This is a genomic window from Streptomyces sp. NPDC002680, from assembly GCF_042889145.1.
Lineage (GTDB): Bacteria > Actinomycetota > Actinomycetes > Streptomycetales > Streptomycetaceae > Streptomyces > Streptomyces adonidis.
Map to the genome: position 1 here is coordinate 15,427 of NZ_JBIAQP010000030.1, position 23,501 is coordinate 38,927.

General features: G+C 69.9%; 23 protein-coding genes and 2 CRISPR repeat arrays. Of the genes, 8 read left to right on the forward strand and 15 right to left on the reverse strand.

Going from position 1 to position 23,501, the window contains the following annotated elements; translation table 11 throughout:
* The first annotated feature begins 3 nt into the window (after nucleotides 1-3).
* The gene (locus ACFYXF_RS48705; protein ID WP_389360254.1) at nucleotides 4-822 is read left to right on the forward strand and encodes an endonuclease/exonuclease/phosphatase family protein; all 819 of its coding nucleotides are present in this window, start codon (nucleotides 4-6) and stop codon (nucleotides 820-822) included.
* 56 nt (nucleotides 823-878) lie between these two features.
* On the opposite strand, the gene ACFYXF_RS48710 is transcribed toward ACFYXF_RS48705, so the two are convergent.
* The gene (locus ACFYXF_RS48710) at nucleotides 879-1,238 is read right to left on the reverse strand and encodes a hypothetical protein (RefSeq protein WP_389360255.1); all 360 of its coding nucleotides are present in this window, start codon (nucleotides 1,236-1,238) and stop codon (nucleotides 879-881) included.
* On the opposite strand from ACFYXF_RS48710, the gene ACFYXF_RS48715 reads away from it, so the two are divergent.
* Nucleotides 1,228-1,983, forward strand: a complete 756-nt coding sequence (locus ACFYXF_RS48715) for an LAETG motif-containing sortase-dependent surface protein (protein ID WP_389360257.1) — start codon at nucleotides 1,228-1,230, stop codon at nucleotides 1,981-1,983. The two genes, ACFYXF_RS48710 and ACFYXF_RS48715, sit on opposite strands and share 11 nt — an antisense overlap.
* 35 nt (nucleotides 1,984-2,018) lie before the next feature.
* On the opposite strand, the gene ACFYXF_RS48720 is transcribed toward ACFYXF_RS48715, so the two are convergent.
* Nucleotides 2,019-3,557 (reverse strand): CehA/McbA family metallohydrolase, encoded by a 1,539-nt coding sequence (locus ACFYXF_RS48720; protein ID WP_389360259.1) that lies wholly within the window; start codon nucleotides 3,555-3,557, stop codon nucleotides 2,019-2,021.
* A gap of 233 nt (nucleotides 3,558-3,790) precedes the next feature.
* Between ACFYXF_RS48720 and ACFYXF_RS48725 the strand changes: the two genes are divergently transcribed.
* The 3 genes from ACFYXF_RS48725 to ACFYXF_RS48735 all read left to right on the forward strand — a co-directional run bounded on the left by ACFYXF_RS48725 (nucleotide 3,791) and on the right by ACFYXF_RS48735 (nucleotide 8,149).
* On the forward strand, nucleotides 3,791-4,636 hold the full coding sequence (locus ACFYXF_RS48725; RefSeq protein WP_389360261.1) for an LLM class F420-dependent oxidoreductase: 846 nt from the start codon (nucleotides 3,791-3,793) through the stop codon (nucleotides 4,634-4,636).
* A 103-nt stretch (nucleotides 4,637-4,739) separates the two neighbouring features.
* Nucleotides 4,740-7,352 carry a bifunctional FO biosynthesis protein CofGH gene (locus tag ACFYXF_RS48730; RefSeq protein WP_389360263.1) on the forward strand — a complete coding sequence of 871 codons (2,613 nt, stop codon included), beginning with the start codon at nucleotides 4,740-4,742 and terminating at the stop codon, nucleotides 7,350-7,352.
* 137 nt (nucleotides 7,353-7,489) lie between these two features.
* A complete protein-coding gene (locus ACFYXF_RS48735; protein ID WP_389360265.1) occupies nucleotides 7,490-8,149 on the forward strand; it encodes a nucleoside deaminase in 660 nt (219 codons plus the stop codon).
* A 76-nt stretch (nucleotides 8,150-8,225) separates the two neighbouring features.
* Here the strand turns inward: ACFYXF_RS48735 and ACFYXF_RS48740 are convergent, their stop codons facing one another.
* The 3 genes from ACFYXF_RS48740 to ACFYXF_RS48750 form a co-directional block, all read right to left on the reverse strand.
* Entirely contained in the window at nucleotides 8,226-9,953 is a 1,728-nt protein-coding gene (locus ACFYXF_RS48740) for an ATP-binding cassette domain-containing protein (protein WP_389360377.1), read from the reverse strand.
* 393 nt (nucleotides 9,954-10,346) lie between these two features.
* Complete coding sequence (locus ACFYXF_RS48745; RefSeq protein ID WP_389360267.1) at nucleotides 10,347-10,781, reverse strand: VOC family protein; 435 nt, start codon at nucleotides 10,779-10,781, stop codon at nucleotides 10,347-10,349.
* 184 nt (nucleotides 10,782-10,965) lie between these two features.
* Nucleotides 10,966-11,574, reverse strand: a complete 609-nt coding sequence (locus tag ACFYXF_RS48750; protein ID WP_389360269.1) for a TetR/AcrR family transcriptional regulator — start codon at nucleotides 11,572-11,574, stop codon at nucleotides 10,966-10,968.
* Nucleotides 11,575-11,708: 134 nt separating this feature from the next.
* Between ACFYXF_RS48750 and ACFYXF_RS48755 the strand changes: the two genes are divergently transcribed.
* Entirely contained in the window at nucleotides 11,709-12,467 is a 759-nt protein-coding gene (locus tag ACFYXF_RS48755; protein WP_389360271.1) for an SDR family NAD(P)-dependent oxidoreductase, read from the forward strand.
* 29 nt (nucleotides 12,468-12,496) lie between these two features.
* Here the strand turns inward: ACFYXF_RS48755 and ACFYXF_RS48760 are convergent, their stop codons facing one another.
* The 10 genes from ACFYXF_RS48760 to ACFYXF_RS48805 all read right to left on the reverse strand — a co-directional run bounded on the left by ACFYXF_RS48760 (nucleotide 12,497) and on the right by ACFYXF_RS48805 (nucleotide 20,355).
* Complete coding sequence (locus ACFYXF_RS48760; protein WP_389360273.1) at nucleotides 12,497-13,063, reverse strand: DUF4291 domain-containing protein; 567 nt, start codon at nucleotides 13,061-13,063, stop codon at nucleotides 12,497-12,499.
* Nucleotides 13,064-13,151: 88 nt separating this feature from the next.
* A complete protein-coding gene (locus ACFYXF_RS48765; RefSeq protein WP_389360275.1) occupies nucleotides 13,152-14,243 on the reverse strand; it encodes an amidohydrolase family protein in 1,092 nt (363 codons plus the stop codon).
* A gap of 86 nt (nucleotides 14,244-14,329) precedes the next feature.
* Nucleotides 14,330-15,214: direct repeats of the CRISPR family, unit length 29 nt; unit sequence GGGACCATCCCCGCGGGTGCGGGGAGCAG.
* Between the two features lie 345 nt (nucleotides 15,215-15,559).
* Nucleotides 15,560-16,000: an NUDIX domain-containing protein gene (locus tag ACFYXF_RS48770; RefSeq protein ID WP_389360277.1), complete on the reverse strand. Its 441-nt coding sequence runs from the start codon at nucleotides 15,998-16,000 to the stop codon at nucleotides 15,560-15,562.
* A gap of 55 nt (nucleotides 16,001-16,055) precedes the next feature.
* Nucleotides 16,056-16,379, reverse strand: coding sequence for a DUF6087 family protein (locus tag ACFYXF_RS48775; RefSeq protein WP_389360279.1), 324 nt, complete (start codon nucleotides 16,377-16,379; stop codon nucleotides 16,056-16,058).
* Between the two features lie 18 nt (nucleotides 16,380-16,397).
* Nucleotides 16,398-16,841 (reverse strand): NUDIX hydrolase, encoded by a 444-nt coding sequence (locus ACFYXF_RS48780; RefSeq protein WP_389360281.1) that lies wholly within the window; start codon nucleotides 16,839-16,841, stop codon nucleotides 16,398-16,400.
* A 19-nt stretch (nucleotides 16,842-16,860) separates the two neighbouring features.
* Nucleotides 16,861-17,655, reverse strand: coding sequence for an STM4013/SEN3800 family hydrolase (locus tag ACFYXF_RS48785; protein WP_389360283.1), 795 nt, complete (start codon nucleotides 17,653-17,655; stop codon nucleotides 16,861-16,863).
* Nucleotides 17,652-18,149 (reverse strand): hypothetical protein, encoded by a 498-nt coding sequence (locus tag ACFYXF_RS48790; RefSeq protein WP_389360285.1) that lies wholly within the window; start codon nucleotides 18,147-18,149, stop codon nucleotides 17,652-17,654. The genes ACFYXF_RS48785 and ACFYXF_RS48790 overlap by 4 nt, the downstream gene beginning before the upstream one ends.
* The gene (locus tag ACFYXF_RS48795) at nucleotides 18,142-18,777 is read right to left on the reverse strand and encodes a dTMP kinase (protein ID WP_389360287.1); all 636 of its coding nucleotides are present in this window, start codon (nucleotides 18,775-18,777) and stop codon (nucleotides 18,142-18,144) included. Before ACFYXF_RS48795 ends, ACFYXF_RS48790 begins: the two co-directional genes overlap by 8 nt.
* Complete coding sequence (locus ACFYXF_RS48800) at nucleotides 18,774-19,790, reverse strand: radical SAM protein (RefSeq protein WP_389360289.1); 1,017 nt, start codon at nucleotides 19,788-19,790, stop codon at nucleotides 18,774-18,776. Before ACFYXF_RS48800 ends, ACFYXF_RS48795 begins: the two co-directional genes overlap by 4 nt.
* A 118-nt stretch (nucleotides 19,791-19,908) precedes the next feature.
* Nucleotides 19,909-20,355 carry an ATP-binding protein gene (locus ACFYXF_RS48805; protein ID WP_389360291.1) on the reverse strand — a complete coding sequence of 149 codons (447 nt, stop codon included), beginning with the start codon at nucleotides 20,353-20,355 and terminating at the stop codon, nucleotides 19,909-19,911.
* A gap of 234 nt (nucleotides 20,356-20,589) precedes the next feature.
* On the opposite strand from ACFYXF_RS48805, the gene ACFYXF_RS48810 reads away from it, so the two are divergent.
* Nucleotides 20,590-21,876 carry an XRE family transcriptional regulator gene (locus ACFYXF_RS48810; protein WP_389360293.1) on the forward strand — a complete coding sequence of 429 codons (1,287 nt, stop codon included), beginning with the start codon at nucleotides 20,590-20,592 and terminating at the stop codon, nucleotides 21,874-21,876.
* A complete protein-coding gene (locus tag ACFYXF_RS48815) occupies nucleotides 21,873-22,412 on the forward strand; it encodes a GNAT family N-acetyltransferase (RefSeq protein WP_389360295.1) in 540 nt (179 codons plus the stop codon). The genes ACFYXF_RS48810 and ACFYXF_RS48815 overlap by 4 nt, the downstream gene beginning before the upstream one ends.
* 1 nt (nucleotide 22,413) lies before the next feature.
* Nucleotides 22,414-23,356: direct repeats of the CRISPR family, unit length 29 nt; unit sequence GGGACCATCCCCGCGGGTGCGGGGAGCAG.
* The last annotated feature ends 145 nt before the right edge of the window (nucleotides 23,357-23,501 follow it).

Genomic DNA, 23,501 nt, shown 5'->3' on the forward strand with positions numbered 1-23,501 from the left:
AGTATGCGCGTGGTGACCTGGAACCTGTGGTGGCGGTTCGGGCCCTGGGAAGCGCGGCGGAAGGCGATTCTGTCCGTGTTGCGGGATCTGCGGCCGGATGTCGTCGGGCTGCAGGAGGTCTGGGAAGCCGACGGGGAGAACATGGCCGCCTGGCTCGCCGAAGAGCTTGGGCTGCACTGGACCTGGGCCCCTTCCGATGTCCCCGAGCGCTGGCGGCGGCGTATCGGGGGCGCGAAGGTCGACGTCGGGAACGCGGTGCTGAGCCGCTGGCCCGTCGTCGAGAGCGAGGCGATGCGGTTGTCGGCGCCGGAGGAGTTGGACGACGGACGGCTCGCGCTGTACGCGCGGCTCGCCGCCCCCGGCCATCACGTGCCCTTCTTCACCACCCACCTCACCTCCGCGCCCCACGCCTCGGCGGTCCGGTGCCAACAGGTCACCGCCCTCGCGGAGTTCGTCGCGAAACGGCGTGACGGCACCGCCTTCCCGCCCGTCATCACCGGCGACCTCAACGCCTGGCCCGACTCCGACGAGATCCGGCTGCTCGGCGGCTACAAGACGGCCCCGGCCGTTCCGGGGCAGGTCTTTCTCGACGCCTGGGAACTGGCCGATCCGGCGGCCCCCGCCGCTACTTGGGACGCCGCCAATCCGTATGTCGCCGCCGGGTTCGGGCCGAGCGTGCGGATCGACTACGTCTTCGTCGGGCCTCCGGGGCGGGGCGGGCTCGGGCATGTACGCAAGGTGGAGCGGGCCGGGCACGGGGCCGTGGACGGCATCTGGCCGTCCGATCACGCGGCGGTGGTGGCGGATCTGGCGTCCGCCTGAGCCGTGAGCTGAGCGGCGGGTGGCGTCCCGCTACAACCATCGGGGCGCCACAGCGGTCACACCGGTGACAGAAGAACTTGCGCGACGACGTGCGCTTCGCGCTGCCAACTTCCTTTCACCGGGGGCCACTTCATGAGATCTCGCCGTGCTTTGGCGCGCCCTGCCGCAGCGGTCGCCGCCGCGCTGATCCCGGCGGCGCTGCTGTCCGGGACGGTCGCGACGACCGCCGCGTACGCCACGGAGTCGCCGAGTCCGTCCGCGTCGGCCTCGCTCCCGGCGACGAGTGAATCCGCGTCGCCGTCCGCGTCACCGTCTCCGTCCGGCTCCGCGTCCGAGTCGCCCTCGGCGAGCGCGTCTCCGTCGGCGTCCGTCTCCCCGTCACCGTCGTCGGGGCCCACCGATCCTGTGGCCTGCACCGGTGACAAGCAGGACGAGAGTCTGGCTGTCACCATCTCCGGCGACACCAAGAGGATGGCACCGGACGGGAGTTGGTACGACGTCACGGTCAAGGTGGAGAACCGTGCCGACACCGCGTTCAAGGGCGTCGAGATGAGCCTGCACAAGATCGCTTACCTGGACGGGCCCGACGCCCTCCTGGAGATACAGGAGTACATCAACATCCAGCGGCGGGACGCGAAGACCCGTACCTGGGTGGACGTCCCGTTCGAGGACTTCGCGATGACCGGCTATCTGCCTGACCTCGACCTGGCCGCACGCAAGACCGTGACCCTCGATCTCCGTATGAGTGTCGACGAGGACATTCGCATGCCCAATCCCTTCCCCGGCTCGGCCTACGTGGAATCCGGCTTCGTCGGGGACGGTGACCTCTGGCCCCGCACCAAACGCCCCGGCGACGACGGCGTGTGCCTGTATGCCGAGGGGAAGAAAATGGACTTCAACATCTACAAGACCGGAACCGACACCGGCGAAGGCGGCGGCACCAAGCCGCCGAGCAGCAGTGAGCCCACTCCGCAGGCCGGTACGACCGCCCCCGCCGACCCGTCGTCCTCCGCGACCACCACCCCCACCGGCGACCTCGCCCACACCGGTTCCTCCTCCGCCCTCCCGGTGATCGCCGGCGTGGGCGCCGTCGCCGTGGGTCTCGGCGCTGGCGCCGTGTACGTCGTACGGCGCCGTAAGTCCGGCACCGAGGTCTCCTGACCTGACCTGACCTGACCCAGCCTGGCCCGACCCTGCTACCGGCCCAGGAAGATCGGGTTCGTGAACGCCGCCAACGCCCCGGGCAGAGGTGCGAGCACTGCCTCGTGCCGCACCTCCGCCCGGACGTACGCCGCGTACTGAGCCGTCGTACGCCACTCCACGACACCCTCGCCCGCCACCGGCAGCACCGCGCTCGTGAACAGCACGCCCTGGTCCGTCACGAGGCGGACCGTGCAGCGCGGGGCGCCGGACACCTCCAGGCAGACCGTCACCGGGGCGTCCTTCGCGACCTTCAACCGGCCCCCGATGTCCGCGTGTTCGCCCTTCGGGCCGGACGCCGTGAAGGAGAGGGTGATTGATTTGGACTCGGCTACGTAGGAACGTCCTGCCTTCAGGCCCTCCTGGATCGCCTCCCGGGTCAGGTCGTCGGCCAGGACCACCGTCTGCGGGACGCCCACCGGGTCGGGGTCGCGGTGGGCGTCGCTGTTGCCCATGGCCGGAATCCAGCCGCGCGAGCCCGAGGAGCCCTCCCGTTCCCGTACAGAGGCGACCAGCATGCCGTCCCAGTCCGCCAGCGCCACCTCGTCCTCGGGCGAGTAGGAGCCGTTCCACACCTCCACCGCGTCCGCCTCGTTGAAGCCGAACTTCCAGTTGCAGCCCACGCAGGTGGCGTGCGGGTGGGCCGGGACGACCAGGCCGCCCGCGCGGCGGATCTGGCGCGCGTACTTGCCGAAGCGGTTGTCACGGGCGCGGTAGCGCCAGTCCACGAAGGTGCCGGGGTCGATGCCGAGCGCGACGACGTGACCGTTGCGGGTCGTCACCTCCTCGCCCAGCAGGATCAGCAGGTCGTCGCCGGCCTCGTCGGCCCAATGGGCGTGTGCCGACTGGGTGTTGTGCTCCGACGAGTTGATGAAGTCCAGGCCCGCCGCCCGGGCGAGAGCCGCGAGTTCCGCCGGGGTGCGGCGGCCGTCCGAGTACCAGGAGTGCAGGTGGCAGTCTCCCCGGTACCAGGCCCGGCCCCTGCCCTTCGCGCGCTCCGGCGGGTAGACCGGGGCGACGACCTCGCCGGGCTCGCCGTAGGTCAGCGTGATGGTGATCTCGTACGAGAGACCCTGGGGGGAGACCGTGTACGGGCCCAGCGCGATGTGCCAGGTGCCCGGCTTCACCGGGCCGGGGATGTAGCCGGGGGTGGCGTCGTCCGCGCGGACGAAGAACTCCGTGCGCGCCCCGCCCGACCAGCCCCGGAAGCCCTTGCCGCCCAGTTCCGTGCCGCGCTGGTCGAAGACACCGATGTCGAGCGCGTTGCCCGCGGTGCCGGCCGGGACGGAAGGGCGGTCGTAGCTGTACGCGACCTTCAACTCCCGTACGCCCGCGGGGATTTCGACGGGGAGATAGACGAAGTCGGGGGAGCCGGTGGGCAGCGTGCCCCGTACCGTCTTCGTCTCGGTGCCGGGGGTCGCGGCCGCCGGGTTGCCATCGGAGAAGGTCACGCTTCCCAACGTAAGCGCGGCGGCGGCTCCCGTCACGAAGAGGGCGCGTCTGCCGAGTCCGGTTCCGTGGTCGTCTTCGCACATGCTGCTGCTCCCAGAGTGTCGGGGTATGACGGTGGCGATGTGACGTGGGTGACGCAGTGGTGGCGTGTAGCACATTCATAGCCACTCTCGGGTCCGGGAGTGAACGCCCGTACAAGACAGGGGAATCGCGGTCTTTCGAGCGCGCAGCGCACACCTCACGGCGACAGCGTGCTTTTGTTGATGCCGACTGGTCGGTATGGACAGACGACGTGTCGCCCGGTACAGATATGGACATGCGCCTAGCCGTCACGATCTTCCTCACCGACGAGACGATCACCCCGACCCGCCTCGCCCGTGAGCTGGAACAGCGCGGGTTCGCCGGGCTGTATCTGCCCGAGCACACGCACATCCCGGTCGAGCGGACCAGCCCGTACCCGGCGGGCGGCGACCTGCCGCCGGAGTACGGCCGTACGCTCGACCCCTTCGTCGCGCTCGGTCAGGCCGCCGCCGTCACCGAGCGGCTCGCCCTCGGCACGGGCATCACGCTCGTCGCCCAGCACGACCCGATCGACCTCGCCAAGCAGATCGCGACCCTCGACCACCTCTCCGGCGGCCGTTTCACCCTCGGCCTCGGCTACGGCTGGAACGTCGAGGAGGCCGCCGACCATGGTGTCGAGTGGCCTACGCGGCGCGCGCTGATCCGGGACCGGATGGCGCTGATGCGCGCCCTGTGGTCGGACGAACCGACCGCGTACGAGGGCGAGTTCGAGAGTGTGCGGGCGAGTACGGCGTATCCGAAGCCCGTGCAGAAGGCCCGCGGGCCGGTGATCGGCCCCCGCACCCTCATCGGCGGCTCTGCGGGGCCGAAACTGTTCGCGCACATCAGCGAGTACGCCGACGGCTGGCTGCCGATCGGTGGGCGCGGTCTGACCGAGTCGCTGCCCGTGCTGCGGTCGGTATGGGCCGACGCGGGCCGCGACCCGGCCGCCCTCCAGGTCGTCCCGTACGCCATCCAGCCGACCCCGGGCAAGCTCGCGCACTACGCCGACCTCGGGATCGAGGAGGCCGTGGTGCAGCTGCCGCCGGTCGGCGAGGCGGAGGCGCTGAGCCTCTTGGACGCGTACGCCCCGTATCTGTAGCTCAGCGGGCCACGGCTGCCAGTGCCGCCCTGTAACGTTCGGTCGCCCGAACGGACAGGGCGGTCCCTGCAAGACCTGATCACATCGATCGTATGCTCGAAGGATGACGACTCCCGAGACCTCCGGAACCGGCCCCACCGAGCGCCACGGCGCCTCCGGCCCGACCGAGAACTCCATGCGTCGCGCCCTCAAACGCGCCCGTGACGGCGTCGCCCTCGACGTCAACGAGGCGGCCGTACTGCTCCAGGCCCGTGGCGAGGCCCTCGACGACCTCACCGCGTCCGCCGCCCGCGTCCGGAACGCCGGCCTGGAGGCGGCCGGCCGCCCCGGCGTCATCACGTACTCGAAGAGCGTCTTCATCCCCCTCACCCGCCTCTGCCGTGACAAATGCCACTACTGCACCTTCGTGACCGTGCCCGGCAAGCTCCGCCGCGCCGGACACGGCATGTTCATGTCCCCGGACGAGGTCCTCGACATCGCGCGCAAGGGCGCCGCCCTCGGCTGCAAGGAAGCGCTGATCACCCTCGGCGACAAGCCCGAGGACCGCTGGCCCGAGGCGCGCGAGTGGCTCGACGCGCACGGCTACGACGACACGATCGCGTACGTCCGCGCCATCTCGATCCGCATCCTGGAGGAGACGGGCCTGCTGCCCCACCTCAACCCCGGGGTGATGTCCTGGACGGACTTCCAGCGCCTCAAGCCCGTCGCCCCCAGCATGGGCATGATGCTCGAAACGACCGCCACCCGCCTCTGGTCCGAGCCGGGCGGCCCGCACTACGGCTCCCCGGACAAGGAACCCGCCGTACGGCTACGGGTGTTGGAGGACGCGGGCCGTTCGTCCGTCCCCTTCACTTCCGGGATCCTGATCGGCATCGGTGAGACGTACGAGGAGCGCGCGGAGTCGCTCTTCGCCCTCCGTCGCGTGTCCCGCGCCTACCACTCCATCCAGGAACTGATCATCCAGAACTTCCGCGCCAAGCCGGACACCGCGATGCGCGGAATGCCGGACGCGGAACTGGACGAGCTGGTCGCGACGGTGGCGGTGGCGAGGCTGTTGCTGGGCCCGAGCGCGTGCCTCCAGGCCCCACCCAACCTCGTCGACTCCGAGTACGAGCGGCTGATCGGCGCCGGTATCGACGACTGGGGCGGCGTCTCCCCGCTCACCATCGACCACGTCAACCCGGAACGCCCCTGGCCCCAGATCGAGGAACTGGCCGCGAAATCGGCGGCAGTCGGCTTCGAGCTCCGCGAACGCCTCTGCGTCTACCCGGAGTTCGTCCAGCGCGGCGAGCCCTGGCTGGACCCGCGCCTGCTCCCGCACGTACGGGCGCTCGCCGACCCGGAGACGGGCCTCGCGCGCGAGGACGCGGTTGTCGAGGGGCACCCCTGGCAGGAGCCGGAGGAGGTGTTCGTGGCGTCGGGCCGTACGGATCTGCACTCCACGATCGACACCGACGGCCGTACGTCCGACCGGCGCGACGACTTCGACGAGGTGTACGGCGACTGGGGCGCCCTGCGGGAGGCGGCGGCGCCCGGAATGGTGCCGGAGCGCATCGACACGGACGTACGGGCGGCGCTGGCGACGGCGGCCGATGACCCCACGCGCCTGACCGACGAAGAGGCACTGGCCCTCTTCCACGCGGACGGCCCTGCGCTGGACGCACTGTGCCAAATCGCCGACGACGTACGGAAGTCGGCGGTCGGGGACGACGTCACCTACATCGTCACGCGGAACATCAACTTCACCAACGTCTGCTACACCGGCTGCCGTTTCTGCGCCTTCGCCCAGCGCCGCACGGACGCCGACGCGTACACGCTGTCGCTGGACCAGGTGGCGGACCGCGCCCAACAGGCCTGGGAGGTGGGGGCAGTTGAGGTCTGCATGCAGGGCGGCATCCACCCCGACCTGCCGGGCACGGCGTACTTCGACATCGCGCGCGCGGTGAAGGAGAAGGTCCCCGGCATGCACGTACACGCCTTCTCGCCGATGGAGGTCGTCAACGGTGCGACCCGCACCGGGATGTCGATCCGCGAGTGGCTGACGGCCGCGAAGGAAGCGGGCCTCGACACGATCCCCGGCACGGCGGCGGAGATCCTCGACGACGAGGTCCGTTGGGTCCTGACCAAGGGCAAGCTGCCGACGGCGACCTGGATCGAAGTCGTCACGACGGCCCACGAGCTGGGCATCCGCTCGTCCTCGACGATGATGTACGGCCACGTGGACCAGCCCCGGCACTGGCTGGGCCACTTCCGCACGCTGGCCCGTATCCAGCAACAGACGGGCGGCTTCACGGAGTTCGTCACCCTCCCCTTCATCCACACCAACGCGCCGGTGTATCTGGCCGGCATCGCCCGCCCCGGCCCGACGATGCGCGACAACCGGGCGGTCATCGCGATGGCCCGCCTCCTCCTGCACACCCACATCCCCAACATCCAGACCAGCTGGGTGAAGTTGGGGACGGAGGGTGCGGCGGAGATGCTCCGCTCGGGCGCGAACGACCTGGGCGGCACGCTGATGGAGGAGACGATCTCGCGGATGGCGGGGTCGTCGTACGGCTCGTACAAGTCGGTCAAGGATCTGATCGGGGTGGCGGAGGCGGCGGGGCGGCCTGCTCGGCCCCGGACCACCCTCTACGGGGAGGTGCCGGAGGAGCGGCAGCGGGCGGCGGCTGTTTCGGACGGGCATCTGCCGGAGCTGTTGCCTGTGCTGGAGTGAAGGAGCGTGTGAATCCGGGCGCGACGGGGGACCGTCTGGGGTGACTGTGATGACTCGGCTGCCGTGCGGGGCGGTCGGCGTCATCGTCATCGGCATCGGCATGGTCATCGTCATCGGCATCGGGCGAGGAGAAGCGTGTGGATTCGAGCAGGCGTCGGTTCCTGGGCCGGTGGGGAAGCGCGGCGGCGGGGGTGGCCGCGGTGCCGTTCGCGGTTCCGCGCCCCGAGGTTCCGCGCCCCGAGGTTCCTCGCCCCGAGGTAGCTCGCTCCGAGCTTCCGGAGAGCCGGGTCCGCCCGGATGAGCGGTTCACGCATGAGCGGTACATGCGGCTGGCCATCGAGCAGGCCCGGAAGAACGCCTACTGGCCGTTCGGCGCGGTGATCGTCGGCACCCGTAGCGGCGAGGTGCTGGGGAGCGGGGTCAACACCGGGGCGGACAACCCGATGTTCCACGGCGAGGTGGTCGCCATGAACGACTACGTACGCCGGAACGGCAACCAGGGCTGGGCCGACACCACCCTCTACACCACCGGTGAGCCCTGCTCGATGTGCATGAGCGCGATGGCGTGGGCGAATCTGCGGCGCGTCGTCTGGGCCAGCTCGATCGACGAGATCCGCCGCACCGACATCAGCCAGATCGCCCTGACCGCAAGAGAGGTGGCCGCGGCCGCGCGGTCCCTCTACACCCCGGAACTGCTGCTGGGCGGGGTGCTGGCCGGCCGCACGAACGCCCTGTTCGAGGAGGCGCAACGCCTGCGCGAGCAGCTTCCGGCCGCGCCCTCGGCGAACGTGTCCTGATGACCATGGTCCGGCCGAGGGCGGGAACCGTTCCTCCTACCGTTCCTAGGTGAGGCCTATCGGTCCTTGGTGAGGTCTACCGGTCCTTGGCGAGGCGGAGGAGTTCCGCGAAGAGACCGTCGGCGTGGACGAGATCCTCGTACGCGCCCTGTTCGGTCACCCGTCCGTGTTCCAGCACGACCACGCGGTCGGCGATCTTCGTGTTCTCCAGCTGGTGGGTCACGACGATGGTGATGCGGTCGGCGGCGACGCGCTTGATCTCCTCGAAGATCCGGTGTTCCCCACGCGGGTCCATCTGCGAGGTCGGTTCGTCCAGGATCAGGAGTTCCGGCAGGCGGTACAGGGCCCGCGAGCAGGCCAGCCGCTGCCACTGACCGCCGGACAGTTCCGCGCCGCCGAACACCTCCCGGGCGAGCAGGGTCTCCATCCCGTTCGGGAGATCCTCGACGGCTTCGCGCATGCCAACGGCGTCGACGGCCTCCCACACGGGAGTGTCGTCCTCGGAGCGGGGCTGGCCGAGGGTCACGTTCTCCCGTACGCGCAGGGGCCACTGCGCGAAGAGCTGCGGGACCAGGCCGGTGCGCGCCCACACCGCGTCCTGGTCCACCGCTGCCAGATCCGCCCCGTTCCAGGTCACCTTCCCCTTGTCCGCCAGGTAGATCCCGGTGATCAGGCGGAGCAGGGTCGACTTGCCCGAGCCGTTCTCGCCGACGACGGCGACGATCTCGCCCCGGCGGAAGGTGAGGGACACCCCGTCGACGGCGGGGCGCTCCTTGCCCGGGTACTGGTAGACCGCTTCGTCGAGACGGATCTCCTCGACCGGGAGGCCGACCCCCAACTCGCCGCGCTGAGGGGCACGTTGGGCCGCGTCGTCGAGGAAGGCCTGCATGTCGGTCAGGTAGAGGCTGGTGTGGAAGAGGGCGGCGCCGTTGATGACGACCTGGGACAGCGCGGCCAGGGTGGTCTGCACGGCGACGACGGCCAGGGCGGCGACGGCGAGTTCGATCCGCCCCGTCACGGCCAGCCAGGCGAGCGCCATCCAGGTCAGTACGAGGAAGAGCCCGCCGACCAGGGAGGACACCAGCGCGATGCCCAGGGTGCGCGGGGCGACGGCCCGCATCCGGCGGTCGATACGTTCGGACAGCGCGCGGTACCAGAACAGCAGGTAGCCGGTCATGCCGTTGGCGCGGACCTCGTCACCGTGCTTGGGCGTCGTGGCCCACCAGCGCATCATGTGCCGGACGTTGCGGTCGGCGACGTTCGCGTAGTGCATCTCGTAGTCGACGCGGGCGGAGAGCACGGCGCCGACGCCCGCGGGCAGCACGGCCAGGACGAGCAGCGGCACCAGCAGCGGATGCAGCACCGACAGCACCCCGCTGGCCGCGACCATCCTGATCAGGGCCGACATGAACCGCTGGGCGTCATTGACCATGACGTGCGTACGCACCACCCCCATCTCCGCCGCTTCCTGCCGGTCGGCGAAGCCGTCCTGCGCGTACGCGGCGGCCTCGACCCGGCAGACGGCCTCGACCAGGGCCGTGTCGGCGCGCGTCGTGAGCGGCGGTGTGATCCTCCGGTCGGCGTACGAGGACACCGCGCCGGCGACCCGGCCGCAGGCCGCCGCACCCGCCACCACGAGCAGCGCGGGCACGGCCTGGTGGAGGCGGTCCGAAACGGCGCCGCCGCTCAGGATGGGTTGCATCGCACGGCCGGTGGCGGCCAGCAGGACCGCCGCGGCCACACCCGTGACCACCTGACAGAGCAGCAGCAGGACCACGGCGGTCCGGTCGAGCTGCCAGGCCATCCGCGCGATGCCCCGCAGCACGGACGGCAGCTTGGCGCACAACTGCCGGAAGGACACATTGCCCAGCGGGTTGACCGAGTGCTCGCCGCTGTAGACGATCTCTGCCGGTGGCGGTGGGGGAATTTCGGTTCGGGTGTTCTTGGCGTCCTCGTCAACGGATGTCAACTGCACTCCCCTGCACGGTCGTTGCGAACGAACTGACGACGCACGGGTCAACGAGAGTCACCGAGATATCGAACACACGTATTTGAGACGGAGCGGATTCCGCACGATCGCGCGACGCGGGTGTCCTGGCCCATGCATCGACCCTTGGGGCGTACGGATCGACCCCGGGTCCGGGGATGGCCGAAACGCCGGGGTCGATGTGCGTGGGGGCAGATGGACAGGTGGGTCTCAGTCGAGGCAGAACTCGTTGCCCTCGACGTCGAGCATCACGAGGCACGACTCGTTGTACTCGTCGGCGATCAGCAGCCGCTCACGTGTCGCCCCGAGCGGGATCAGTCGCGCGCACTCGCCTTCGAGCGCGGCCAGACGCTCCTCACCGACCAGCCCGGTGCCGACCCGCACATCGAGATGCACCCGGTTCTTGACGACCTTGCCCTCGGGGACGCGCTGGAAATACAGTCGCGGGCCGACGCCCGTGGGATCACTGCAGACGAACCCCGCACCCTGCCGCTCGGGAGGCAGGGAGAGTTCGTACTCGGCCCAAGTCGCAAATCCCTCCGGGACCGGCGGTACGACGTACCCCAGCACCTCGCACCAGAATCGGGCGACGCGCTCGGGTTCCGCGCAGTCGAAGGTGACTTGGATCTTCCTGATCGATGGCATCGGCGCACCTTAGCAAGGGGGTTCGCAGGGGGATTTTGTCGTGCCTGGGCTCTCGGCCGGGCCGGGGTGACCATGGCGGTCATTGCATCGACCACCGTCGCCGACAGGCAACCGACTATCCGCTGGTCCGCCGATGGATGTCGGTCCTGGTGGCTGGTTCAGGCGATTGGTTCAGGCGGCTGGTTCAGGTGGGCGGCCAGTTCCGCAGTGCCATGTCGGCCACCCGCTGGAGGTCGTCGCGGCCGGCGCCGCCGGCGGCTTGGACGGCGATGCCGTTCCCCACGGTCATGAGGTAGCGGGCGAGCAGTCCGGGATCGGTGTCCGGGGGCAGGTCGCCTTCGTCGACGGCCTGTTGGAACCGGTGCCGGAGGCTGGAGACGGCCTCGTCGCGCCAGGCGCTGAGGGTGTCGCGCGCGCCGCGTCCCGGTTCGCCGACCGCGAGGGCGCCCTGGACGCCGAGGCATCCGGTGGGGCAGCCGGGGCGGGTGCTGGCCCGGACGGCGCCGTTCAGGAAGGCCGTCGCCACCTGCCGGGCGGTCGCCTCTTGCAGGGCGCGGGCCGCGTACGAGGCGGGGCCGTCGGTGTAGCGGTCCAGCGCCTTGCGGAACAGTTCCTCCTTGTTGCCGAAGGCCGCGTACATGCTGGTGCGGGTGATACCCATGGCGTTGGTCAGGTCGGTGAGGCTGGCGCCTTCGTAGCCCTGTTCCCAGAAGACGTGCACGGCGCGTTCGAGGGCTTCGTCGGCGTCGAAGCCCCTGGGGCGACCGATCGGCGCCTTCCGCTGGTTCTCCATGCGATCCACCCTACCTCTTCTGTACTGGTCGGTTCGAAAGTCGCCCCGAAGGTGCTACGGTCTCATTCGTCGGCAATCAGTACCGATCGGTACTGAACTTTGTGGAGGTCATTGGCGTGGGCAGCATGGGCAGCATGAGCAGCACGGGACAGCTTGAGGGCAAGACCGCCGTGGTCACCGGTGGCGGCACCGGGATCGGCCTGGCCACCGCCTTACGGCTGGCGGCGGAGGGTGCGCACGTGTTCGTCACCGGCCGGCGCAAGACCGAGCTGGACGCGGCCGTCGCGGCCATCGGCCCGGCACGGGCCACCGCGGTGCCGGGGGACATCTCGGACCTGGCGGATCTTGACCGGCTGTACGACGCGGTCCGCGCCCGGGGGCGGGGTCTGGACGTGGTCTTCGCGAACGCGGCGAGCTTCTCGTTCGCGAGTCTGGAACAGACCACCGAGGACCATGTCGACCAGATCTTCGGCGTCAACGTGCGGGGCACCCTGTTCACCGTCCAGAAGGCACTGCCACTGCTCAACGACGGCGCCTCGGTGATCCTGAACGCCTCCACCGCCGCCGACAACGGCACGGAGGCGTTCGGCGCGTACGCGGCGTCGAAGGCCGCCGTCCGGTCCTACGCGCGGACCTGGGCCAATGAACTCAAGGGCCGTGGCATCCGGGTCAACGCGGTCTCACCGGGCCCGGTCGACACCCCCGGAATCACGACCGTCTTCGGCGAGGAGAACGCGGCCGACGCCAAGGTGAGCCTCGCCGCGAGCGTGGCGATGGGCCGGATGGGCCGCCCGGAGGAAGTGGCGGCGGTGGTGGCGTTCCTGGCCTCCGAGCAGAGCAGTTACGTCCTCGGGGCCAACCTGTACGTCGACGGGGGCGAGAACCAGATCTGACGGTGGTTCCGTCAGCAGCCGACTGGCATTCAGCCGGGGGAAAGGAGGCCCTCCAGTGTCCGTGGCAGCGGGTAGACGCGCTCTGCGGGCAGCAGCCGCTGCGCCTTGGCGGCATGCCCGGTCTGCATCAGTGCCGCGGTCTTGCGGACCTGGGGGGTGAGGTCGGTGAGGCTGACGATCCAGTCGTCGGTGAAGGTACGGATCAGCCGGCGGCCGACGCCGACCTGGATGCTGTAGTGGTTCAGTGCCGCTCCGCGGGAGGAGCGTTCCGGGTCCCACTGGACATGCACGGCTGCCTGAGCCATGGCTGAGGGGTCGGCGGTGGTCAACACGGCCTGGGACAGGGCTTCCTCCCAGCCCTCCCGGGTCATCCGCACGGCGATCACACGCTCTTGACCGGGTTTGCGGCCCCAGTTGCTGCGGTGCATCAGCCACAGGAACGAGGGCTTGATCCAGGTCATCCGGTGAAACGAGAACGGCACGACGAAGCGGCCCGCTTGCAGTGCCGCGTCGGCGATGGCAGGTGCGTATGCCTGGTAGACCACGATCGTCTGGGCGTCGTAGTCGGCGCGGATCTGGTATTGGGGTGCTGCCATGCGGGGCACCTTGTCATCGGCTCGGGGTGCGTCGCGAACGCTTTTCCCGGGGCGATCGAACGGCTGCCGATGGCTCGCCCGCCCGCCGTCATACGACGACACGGCCCCGCAGGATGATCCGGCGCGGGTGGGCCAGCGCGGCAGCATCCCGCGTGGGGTCGGTGTCGTACGCGACGAGGTCGGCGGGGGCTCCGTCGGTCAGGCCTGGCAGGCCGAGCCAGGAGCGGGCCGACCAGGACGCCGAGCCCAATGCCGCCTCGGCCGGCATACCGGCCCTCACCAGCCACTCCACTTCCGAGGCGACGGTGCCGCACGGGAAGCTGTCGGTACCGGCCAGGACGGTGACACCGGCCTCGTAGGCCGCCCGGACGCTGGGCAGCATGCCGTCCCATCCGGCCAGCCACCAGTCCCGGGCACCGCTCGGCTCGGCGGCCCGCCGTCGCTCGGCACCGGCGCCGAAGACGCTGAGCGTCGGGACGAGCGCGGTTCCCTGGGCGGCCATGCGGTCGATCAGGCCGAGGTCCAGATGCATGCCGTGCTCCAGGCTGTCGACCCCGGCGAGTACGGCGTTGCGGCAGCCGTCGGCGGTCTGGCAGTGCGCGGCGACCTTGCCGCCGACGGCGTGCACGGCCTCGACCACGGCGCTGAGGATCTCCAGCGGCAGCGCGGGCTCGTAGTACTTCCAGTCCCCGATGACCTTGCACCACCCCGAGGACGCCTTGGCCTCCTCGACGGCGGCGTCCACCAGATCGGCCTCGCTGACGTCCCGCCCGAACCCGGGAAAGAACCGCCCGGGCGTGGCCAGCCAACGCCCGGCGGAACGAACCCGCGGCAGATCGGGATCGTCGTCCACCCAGCTCGGGATACGGGCGGCGGACCCCGGCGTACGCACGAGCAGGACGCCGGCGTCGCGGTGATCGGTGAGATGCCGGCGCAGGGCCTCGTCGGTGAACGAGTCGTCGACGCTCTCGGCGCCGGGGTGGGTGTGGGCATCGACGAGCCCGGGCAGCAACCAGCCTCCATCGACGACGAGTTCGGCGTCCGCGCCCGTGTCTGGGACGGGCTCGGTCCATAGTCGGCCATGGTGGATCCAGAGGGTCCGGTGCTCGCGCTCGGGTAGGACGATGCCTTGCACCTTGAGCACCATGGCCGACGGCCCCTTCCTGATCGGTAGCGTCATGTGGAATGTAGCGGCCTGGTGCTTGGCGGACGTCGAGATCGAGTCGCCGCCGCAGGATGCGGCCCCTTGTGGCGGCCAGCGCGGTAGGGGCCATCCCCGCGGGTGCGGGGAGCAGGTCTCGTCCTCCAGCGCGCCGAACGCGACGCCGGGACCATCCCCGCGGGTGCGGGGAGCAGCCGTGGGACTGGGGATCAGAAGGTGTTGACCTGGGACCATCCCCGCGGGTGCGGGGAGCAGGCCTGGGCTTCGGGGCCGAGCCGGGCGTAACGGGGACCATCCCCGCGGGTGCGGGGAGCAGTTCGGCGGCGGCGTGCCAGGCGGCTGCGTAGCGGGACCATCCCCGCGGGTGCGGGGAGCAGGACGTTGTGCAGCGCGGCCTCCCACGCGGCGAGGGACCATCCCCGCGGGTGCGGGGAGCAGTGAGCCGCTCCCGACGGTGACCACGGTGGACCGGGACCATCCCCGCGGGTGCGGGGAGCAGAGCATCGCCCGCTTCCCCGCCCACAGAGCGACGGGACCATCCCCGCGGGTGCGGGGAGCAGCAGCTCGGTGCGCCGGGCGTCGGCGTCCGCGCGGACCGGGACCATCCCCGCGGGTGCGGGGAGCAGGAACCTTGCCACGAATCCTCCATGGATACGGTGGGACCATCCCCGCGGGTGCGGGGAGCAGCGCGGCGAGCGCGTCCAGCCCGGCCGCCATTGGGGACCATCCCCGCGGGTGCGGGGAGCAGGAGTGGACGCACGCGATGGAGACCTACGACGCGGGACCATCCCCGCGGGTGCGGGGAGCAGCTGGAAGCTGTACGTGCTGAACCGTTTCGGGGACCATCCCCGCGGGTGCGGGGAGCAGAGCACCGACTGCGCCGACCGCGACACGGAGCAGGGACCATCCCCGCGGGTGCGGGGAGCAGCGCATGCGGGAGGAGCCTCCCGAGTCAGCATTGGGACCATCCCCGCGGGTGCGGGGAGCAGACTGGCTGAGCTGCCGGTTTATCGCTCTGTGGGCAGGGTTTCGCACACTTTCGCCGATTCCGGCAAATGGGGTATCTGGCGCCTGCCTCTCTCGGAGTGGCGCCGTCCGGCAGCAATCAATTAATCGTATGCGTCCAGCATGTCCGTAGGACACCGTATGGCTGCGGACGCACACTGCGCCCGGCGTGGGGAATTCGGCGGTCAGGACGGCGACCATGCCGCCCGCGTCTCGGGTCGCGATCTCGGAGGCGTCGCGCAGAGCCTCCGGCCGGGATGCGTCGGTCATGGCCCGGAAGTCGTAGCTCTCTGCTTCGGCAGCCAGGCGATGAACGACGCGCAGCGCTACTACCACCCGTGTTCCTCAAGGAGGTTGGTGCCGTTCAAGTAGCCGAGCAAGCCGGCCTTGGGGTACTCGATGATGTCGTCGGGCAGTTCGTCCACACGGAACCATTCGAGGGCGAGGCACTTCTCGGGTTCCTGGTTGTGGGGTACGCCCTCCCACTTGGTGGCCTCGAAGAAGAAGCCGATCCGTTCGCCCTCCCCGTTCTGATGGTGATGTACGACGTGTACGAGGCGAAGGTCAGCGGGGGCGACGGTGACGTCCGTTTCCTCATACAGCTCTCGTGCGGCGCCGACGCTCAAGGGCTCGCCCCTGTCGAGCTTGCCCGAGGGCATGTGCCAGCGGTAGCGGCCGTAGGGGCTGCCCCGCTGCGACATGAGGATCTTGTCGCCGTCGCGGAGGATGACGTGGGTGTCGATGATGGGTTGTGCGGGTGGGGTACTCATGGTTCCTGGGGGAGGAGAGTGCCAGGCGAGGAGGGGAACCAGGGCAATGTGTATGTCAGGTTCGACGGTGACGGCCGCGACCGGGGCCGAGCCCGGGGTGCGACGGTCGGGCCTCCGCGTCGCAGGCCGGAGCAGGCTGCGGGTAGTGACCGAGGAACTCCCGGGCGTCGTCGGAGTTTTGGGCTACGCCGACCGTTGTCCAGGCGGCACCGTCCCACTCCAGCAGCAGCCTTGGGGCGTCCGGGGTGACGTGAGCGGCGCGTGCGCCTTCGGCGAGTGGGATCACGCGGCGGGCGCCGGTGATCTCACGCTCTGCCGCTCGTCGCCGGTCACGCCGGGCAGCCCATTCCTCCAAGGGTTCGTTTGAAGGGTCAGTCACGGTCGGTCTCCTGTCCAGTCAGGTAACGGCGATCTGTTGGGCGAGCAGCAGTGCCAGTGGGCCCCCTTGCAGCAGAAAGCGCCCCTCGGTGGCGGCCCGGATCGTGTCGGGCATCGGCCACCACATGAGCTTGAAGTCCGCTTCGCTGGGCGTGAGTTGCTGCGGGCCGCAGGTGAGGCCTTCGGCCAAGAAGAGGTGGACGCGGGCGGCGGAGTTCAAGGTGATGGCGTACGAGCCGAGGGACTGCCAGGTCCGGGCGGTGACGCCGGCCTCCTCGCGCAGCTCGCGCCGAGCGCACTCCTCCGGTGTCTCGCCGTGCTCCCTGCGTCCCCCGGGCAGGAACACGTACTCGCCGCCGTGCAGGGGGAACTCGGCGGCCAGGACGGCGACCGTGCCGTCCGCGTCTCGGGCCACGATCACGGAGGCGTCGCGCACAGCCTCCGGCTGGGATGTGTCGGTCATGGCCCGGGAGCGTAGCCGCCTACTCGGACAGCCAGGCCGCGAACGGCACGTTCAGCACGGCCGGGTGAGCGATGCCGCGGCCGTGATAGCCGTCCTCGCCGAAGGCGTCTCCGTGGTCGGCGCACATGATGATCAGCCAGCGCTTCTTGCCGGTGAGCCCGTCGACCAGGCGACCTAGGTGTGCGTCGGCGTATGCGAGTGCGGCGGCTTGGGACTGCCAGGAGTCGACGCTGTTACCGGTGTAGTGACCGTGGGGGACGTGGGTGGCGGAGACGTTGACGAACAGGAGCAGCGGCCGGTCGGCGTACTGCTCGGCGGCGGCCAGTGCGTGGTCGACCTGGTGGCGCGTGGAGTCGGGCTCGGGGGAGCAGAACTCGGGCCGCCAGTGATCCTCGTCGAACATGTCGGGCAGTACCGACCCGAGCGGTGTCTCCCGCGAGAAGTAGGTCACGCCGCCGATGCACACGGTGCGGTATCCATGCTGGGAGAGTCCGGTGAGGAGGTTCGGCGCGTCGAAGACGAACGTGCCCGGATCGACAGTCTTGAAGGTGGGCGGGCGGCACTCCCACAGCCGTGGCGGCTGCACGGGCTGCGGGAGTTTGGGGAGGAAGCCGGAGAAGAAGGCGATGTGGGCGGGGAGGGTGAAGGTGCCGGGGGTACGGCGTTCCTCCCACACCCCGCCCGGCAGGACCTTGGCCAGATGCGGCGTTTGACCGGCGTACAGGGTTGCGCGGGCGACATCGTGACGCAGGGAGTCCAAGGTGACGAGCAGGATGCTGGTGCCGCTTCGGATGACCTCGGTCGCGTCGATCACAGTGCCTCCACCAAGTCGCGGCGTTCGGTGACGTTGCCCTTGGCCTGGTCGTTGACTGGGATGGGAACCCGATCGGAGGCGATCATCCTTCGCACCCTGGCCAGACCGGTCTCCTCGGTGACCGGCCGGCCGTCCGCGTCGTAGAGGCGGATCGTGATCGTCTGCCGGTCGCCACTGTCGGTCGTGGTCAGCAAGGCTCCGGGGACGCCCCCGAGTTCCTTCATGGCGTACAGGAGTTGCGCTTCGTCGGCCGTGCCGAGGCTGGAGACCTGGCAACCCCAGTGCTCGGCGTTGATGGCCCCCCGGCAGAAGCGCTGGTGGAACTCGGCCGTGGCGGGGTGCTCGTCGTGGGCCACGGCCAGCTGCCGGGCCTGGCTGATCACGACGAAGCAGGCGGCGACCCACCACGCCACGCCCTCGTGAATCTCGTCCGGGAACGCGCCGGAGATGCGACCGTCGCGGATGACGGCATCGCTGTCGATCGGGTTAAGCACGCCCGGCCTCCAGGTGCTTGACGATGATGTCGGCCAGGTCGGCCGGGCTGCGGCCGTCGGTGGGGAGCGTGACTGCGGTGGGGTCCCCGTCAGCCACCGCTCGGAAGTTCTCCCGGAGCCTGGCGAGGCGGCCGGGGACGTCGAACAGGTCGGTGTCGTCCTGCTTTACGTCCGTCTTGGTGCCCACCCGCTCCTTCAATGAACTGTCGGAGCCGACCAGGTAGAAGGTGGCGTCCGGTGCCACGAGGTACGGCAGGAACGGGGCCGTCAGTTCTTGCACCTGCCCCAGGCCGACGCGGTTGACGGCGGCATGGCAGGCCATGACCGAGGCGACGTACCGGTCCGCGACCACTGGCCCCACCCTGAGGGCCTGCCGTACGACGTCGGCGACATGCAGGAGACCGGAGAGATAGAACGTGAACTGCGGAAGCGGCCGCAACTCCCGGTTGACCGTGCCGGACCAGCCGGTGTGCGGATCGGTGAGGGTGTGGATCACCGTGGCGCCGAGCTGCTTGGCCAACAAGCGGGCGAGCGTCGACTTCCCGACCCCTGAGACGCCTTCCAGGACCACGAACGGCCCCTGGCATCCCTCGGTCCCGGGCGTGTACGGGCCGCGCAGGAGAGTCACAGGGTGCCCTCGGTGAAGGCGGAGACGTGCTGGGCCACGATCGCGGGGATCTGCTCCGGGTCAGCCAGCAGCGGCCGGATGTCGATGCGGAGGTCGTCCCGCAGCAGGCAGGGCTGTACTCCGCCGGCGTGGTCGACGCGAAGGGACCAGAACCCTTCCACGCACTTGGACTTGACGGGACAGGTGCCGCACTGGCCGACGTGGTGGCGCCCGAGTTCACGGTGGATGACGTCGATCTCGATACCGTCGATGCGGAAGATACGCCGCCCCTGCCCGACCCCGGAGACTTCGACCTCCTCGTCGGTGGTCAGCGTACGCAGGTGATCGATGATGCCTTTGGCGCCGATCGCGGAGCCCTTCCGGCCGGTGTTGAAGTCGGTGTCCACCAGCTCGATGAACTGCACGGGCAGGCGCCGGTCGAGAGCGAAGGCGAGGATGTCGGGCAGCTCGTGTTCGTTCTCCCGCTGTACGAGCGTGTTCAGCTCCACTCGCTCGAACATCTCGCGGGCCGCCTCGATCCCGTCGAGGATGGTCGCGATACCGATGCGCGTATTCGCGATGGCCTTGAGCGACTCGTCCGAGAAGTAGTGGAGGGAGACCTTCACCTTGTCCAGGGCGGTCGTGGAGAGCCATTCCTGATGCGTACGGACCAGGGTGCCGTTCGTGATCAGGGTGTACGTCGTGTCCGGGCCGTGCGCAGGAAGTTGGGTGAGGACGGGCCGGGCCAAGGGGGACAAGAGAGGCTCCCCGCCGGTGAAGTACACCCGCTTGAGCCCCGCGTTCATCAGACCGCCCAGGACGTTCAGGAAGTCCTCGGCGGTCATCTCGCGCTCGCGGGGAAGCACATCGCGGTACAGGTGCGTGAAGGGTGGTGGGACGTCTCCCTCGTTGTGGCAGAACCAGCATTTCTCGTTGCATTTCGGGGTCAGGGAGACCCTGAGCTGGCCGCGCAGCATGGCGAAGTTCCGCAGCGCGGTCCAGTCCACGGCCGTCTTCGGGAGCGGGATGGTCATGACTTTGGGTTCCTTCCGTAGGCGCGCTTCTGGCTGTTGGTGCACTTGTGGTTTGGTGGCGGCTGCCCGGCCGGCTCCGACGCTGCAGGGAGAGGCGGGAGCGCCGAGGGCAGTACGGTCATCCGTCGGCCCCGGTGAGGAGTTCGGCCCACACTTCTTTGCCCCATGGGCGCCTGCCGGAGCCCCGCAGGTCGTAGCCCCAGCGGTCCGCGATTTCGTCGACCAGGAGCAGGCCGCGGCCGGACTCTGCGCCGCCATCGGCCGAGCCGAGCACCGGCAGGCGCGAGGGCGCCCGGTCCACGACGCCGACGCGTACCCGTGCCGTACTCGGCCGTCGGACGAGCAGGCGGATCGAGTGGCACGGTGTGTGTCTGGAGGCGTTCGCGATCAGCTCCGAGATGATCAGCGCGGCGGGGTCGGCGAGGCCGTTCAGGTGCCATACGGCGAGGGCGTCACGGACGAGCTTGCGGCCTATCGCGGCCGTCCTCGGCTCGCACGGGAAGGTCTGGCTGTAGGCCGGTGGCCCGATCGGGGCGGCCTGAACTGGCGTACTGAGACTCGTCATTGGTGGAGCCCTCGTTGTTGTCTCGGCGCCCAGCTCGCTCCCTCGGCGGACTCAGGGGCAGGCCGGGCCGTCAACAGCCGCCCGCACGGAGGTGACGGGCGACCAGTGACCAGACAACTCCCGTTCGCAGCAAGCCGGTTAGGGCGGTCAGGTGGGTGTCCGACGAAGAGACCTAGGGCGTTTTGACCTCGCCTTTACCTGACGGAGGGAGGGGTGGGCGGCTACCGTGCGTACATGGGCATCACGCGCAACACCGTTCTTGAGGCGTGGATGAACGAGCACGGATACAGCTCCAACTCCCTTGCCGACGCGGTGAATGCAGCCGTCGAGCGGCTGACAGGGCGGACCGGAGGCCTGGACGGATCATCGATCCGCTCCTGGAAAGCAGGCCGGGTGCGATGGCCCAAATCGGCTACCCGCAAGGCTCTTGAGGACGTCACCGGCCTGCCCGCCACGGCTTTAGGGTTCGTGCCACGGGGCCGGACTCCGTCCACCCCAGCCCCACGGCAGCAGGAGGACCTCGACATGAAGCGCCGCACCCTCGTCGGCGGCATCGCCGCTGCCGCCGCAGCAGCAGCAGCCGTCCCCGGCACCGCAGGACCCCGCCGTATCGGCATGGGCGACGTCGACCGTCTGCAGCACCGGTTCGGCGAGATCATCGCCAGCGACCACCGCCACGGCGGCCAACTCGGCATCGAGCAGCGGGCCGCCGCGCTCGCCGACGAGGCGCTGAACCTCCAGAACGCCGGCAGCGCCAGCCAGCGCGTACGCGGCAACTTGTATGCCTGCGCGGCCTCGTTCCGCTCCTCGGCGATGTGGGCGGCGATCGACGGCCGCCGCTACGACGACGCGAAGATGCACATGCGCGAGGCACAGGCCCTCGCCGAGATGTCCGGCGACCAGGCGATCAAGTTCCGCATCTGGAGTCATGCGGGGACGATGTACCGGCACATGGGGCGCCCTGCTGATGCGCTCGCTGCGAACGATGTCGCCCGCAACCTGCACCTCACGCGCCGCGACCCCTTGTTCGCGTCCCTCGGTCTGGCCCGGCAGGCGGCCATTCATGGGGCCGCGCAGGACCGCACCGGCACCCGCCGTGCGTTCGAGCAGGCCCAGGACGCCATGCTGCGCGCCGACCCCGCCGACTACCGCCCGGTGTGGATGCTCGCTTTCTACGACCAGGCTGAGCTGGACGCCCTGGCCCTGTCGGCGTACTTGGCGCTCGGTGACCACCCGACCGCCGAGTTCCATGCCCACCGCTGCCTGTCCGCACTCCGGCCCCACATGATCCGCTCCCGGGCCATCACGACCACCCGGCTGGCACACGCCCAGCTTGCCCAGGGTGACGCGGACACCGCCACGGCCACAGCGATGAAGGTCTCCGCCGACGCCGCCACTCAACATGCTCGGGTAGCGCGCATGCTGCAGGAATTCGGGGCCGCGCTACGCGCCACCGCACCGGGCACCACCACCGTGCAGACCTGGACCGAGCACGCCGCCACCTGGAGGATGACCGCATGACCACGGCGCCCCCCATCGAACTGCGCACGTTCACCACCCTCGACACCGCCCGCGGCGACCTCCTCGACGTATACGCCGACGTACGCGCCCCACTGCTCCACCTGCCGAACTACGCGGCCACCGCATTCGGCGAGCGCCTGGACCGGCACGCCACCGAGCCGGGTTTCACGGCCGTCCTCGCGTACGCGGGCGGGCATCCGGTCGGCTACGTCTACGGCAACACGATCGAGCACGGGGACCGGTACTGGCAGCGCACGGAACCGGCTCCGGCGGACGAATACACCGAACGCCCGGCTGCGGCCCTGAAGGAGATCGGCGTACGCACCCAGTGGCGGGGCACGGGGACCGCCCGGCGCCTCCACGACGCCTTCCTCGCCACACGCGACGAGCCGTACGTGACGCTCATGGTCAACTCGGCAGCGGGGGACGGGAAGGTGCACGCGCTCTATCGGTCATGGGGATACGAGGACTTGGGGGAGAGCCAGCCGTCGGCGGCTTCGCCGGTTCTTACGGTGATGATTCGGGTTGCTGGCTGAGCAATACGCCCTCGCGGGTGCGGGGAGCAACCGCTGAAGCGGCACGGTCGGCGCGAGCGGCAGAGGCGATCCCCGTAGATGCGGGGAGCAGGAGTACGAAACCGCTGGGCATATGGCACCCTCGGGATCATGCTCCGGCTGCGGGGAGCAGCAGCTGAAGCGGGACATGCTCGCCCACCGCGCGGGACCATCCCCGCGGGTGCGGGGAGCAGGTCACTGGCACCCGCGAGGACAAGTTCCAGCAGGGACCATCCCCGCGGGTGCGGGGAGCAGCCCCCGTCCATCGACGAGGCCGCAGGCGTCGCGGGACCATCCCCGCGGGTGCGGGGAGCAGTCGGCGTGGTGTGGGCCGTACGAGTGCAGGTGGGGACCATCCCTGCGGGTGCGGGGAGCAGCCGGAGGATCAGCCGCTTGAGCTGACGGCCCAGGGACCATCCCCGCGGGTGCGGGGAGCAGTCCATGAACACTTCGCGGGTGCGGAAGAACCGGGGACCATCCCCGCGGGTGCGGGGAGCAGGACGACAGCGCGTCGTAGAAGTCGTTCATCTGGGGACCATCCCCGCGGGTGCGGGGAGCAGGGAGCCATTTTGATCATGGCCAGGGCTGCGGAGGGACCATCCCCGCGGGTGCGGGGAGCAGCCAGCGAGATCGAGCGGAAGTTCGTCACCGAGGGGACCATCCCCGCGGGTGCGGGGAGCAGAACCTGGCCAAGACCAACCCCCGCATCCGCGCGGGACCATCCCCGCGGGTGCGGGGAGCAGGCCTTCGGGATCGCGGGGACCGATCCGGAGGAGGGACCATCCCCGCGGGTGCGGGGAGCAGAGCAGATGTGCGGGAAGCATGACCACGGCGCGGGGACCATCCCCGCGGGTGCGGGGAGCAGGATGTATTCGACAATGTCGATGAAATGCCGGAGGGACCATCCCCGCGGGTGCGGGGAGCAGACTGGCTGAGCTGTGGTTCTATCGCTCTGGGGGCAAGGTTTCACACACTTTCCCTAACTCCGGCAAATAGGGCATCCGATGTCTACCTCCCTCAGAGCGGCGCCGCCTGGCGGCAAACAAGCCATCGTAAAACTCCAGCCTGCCC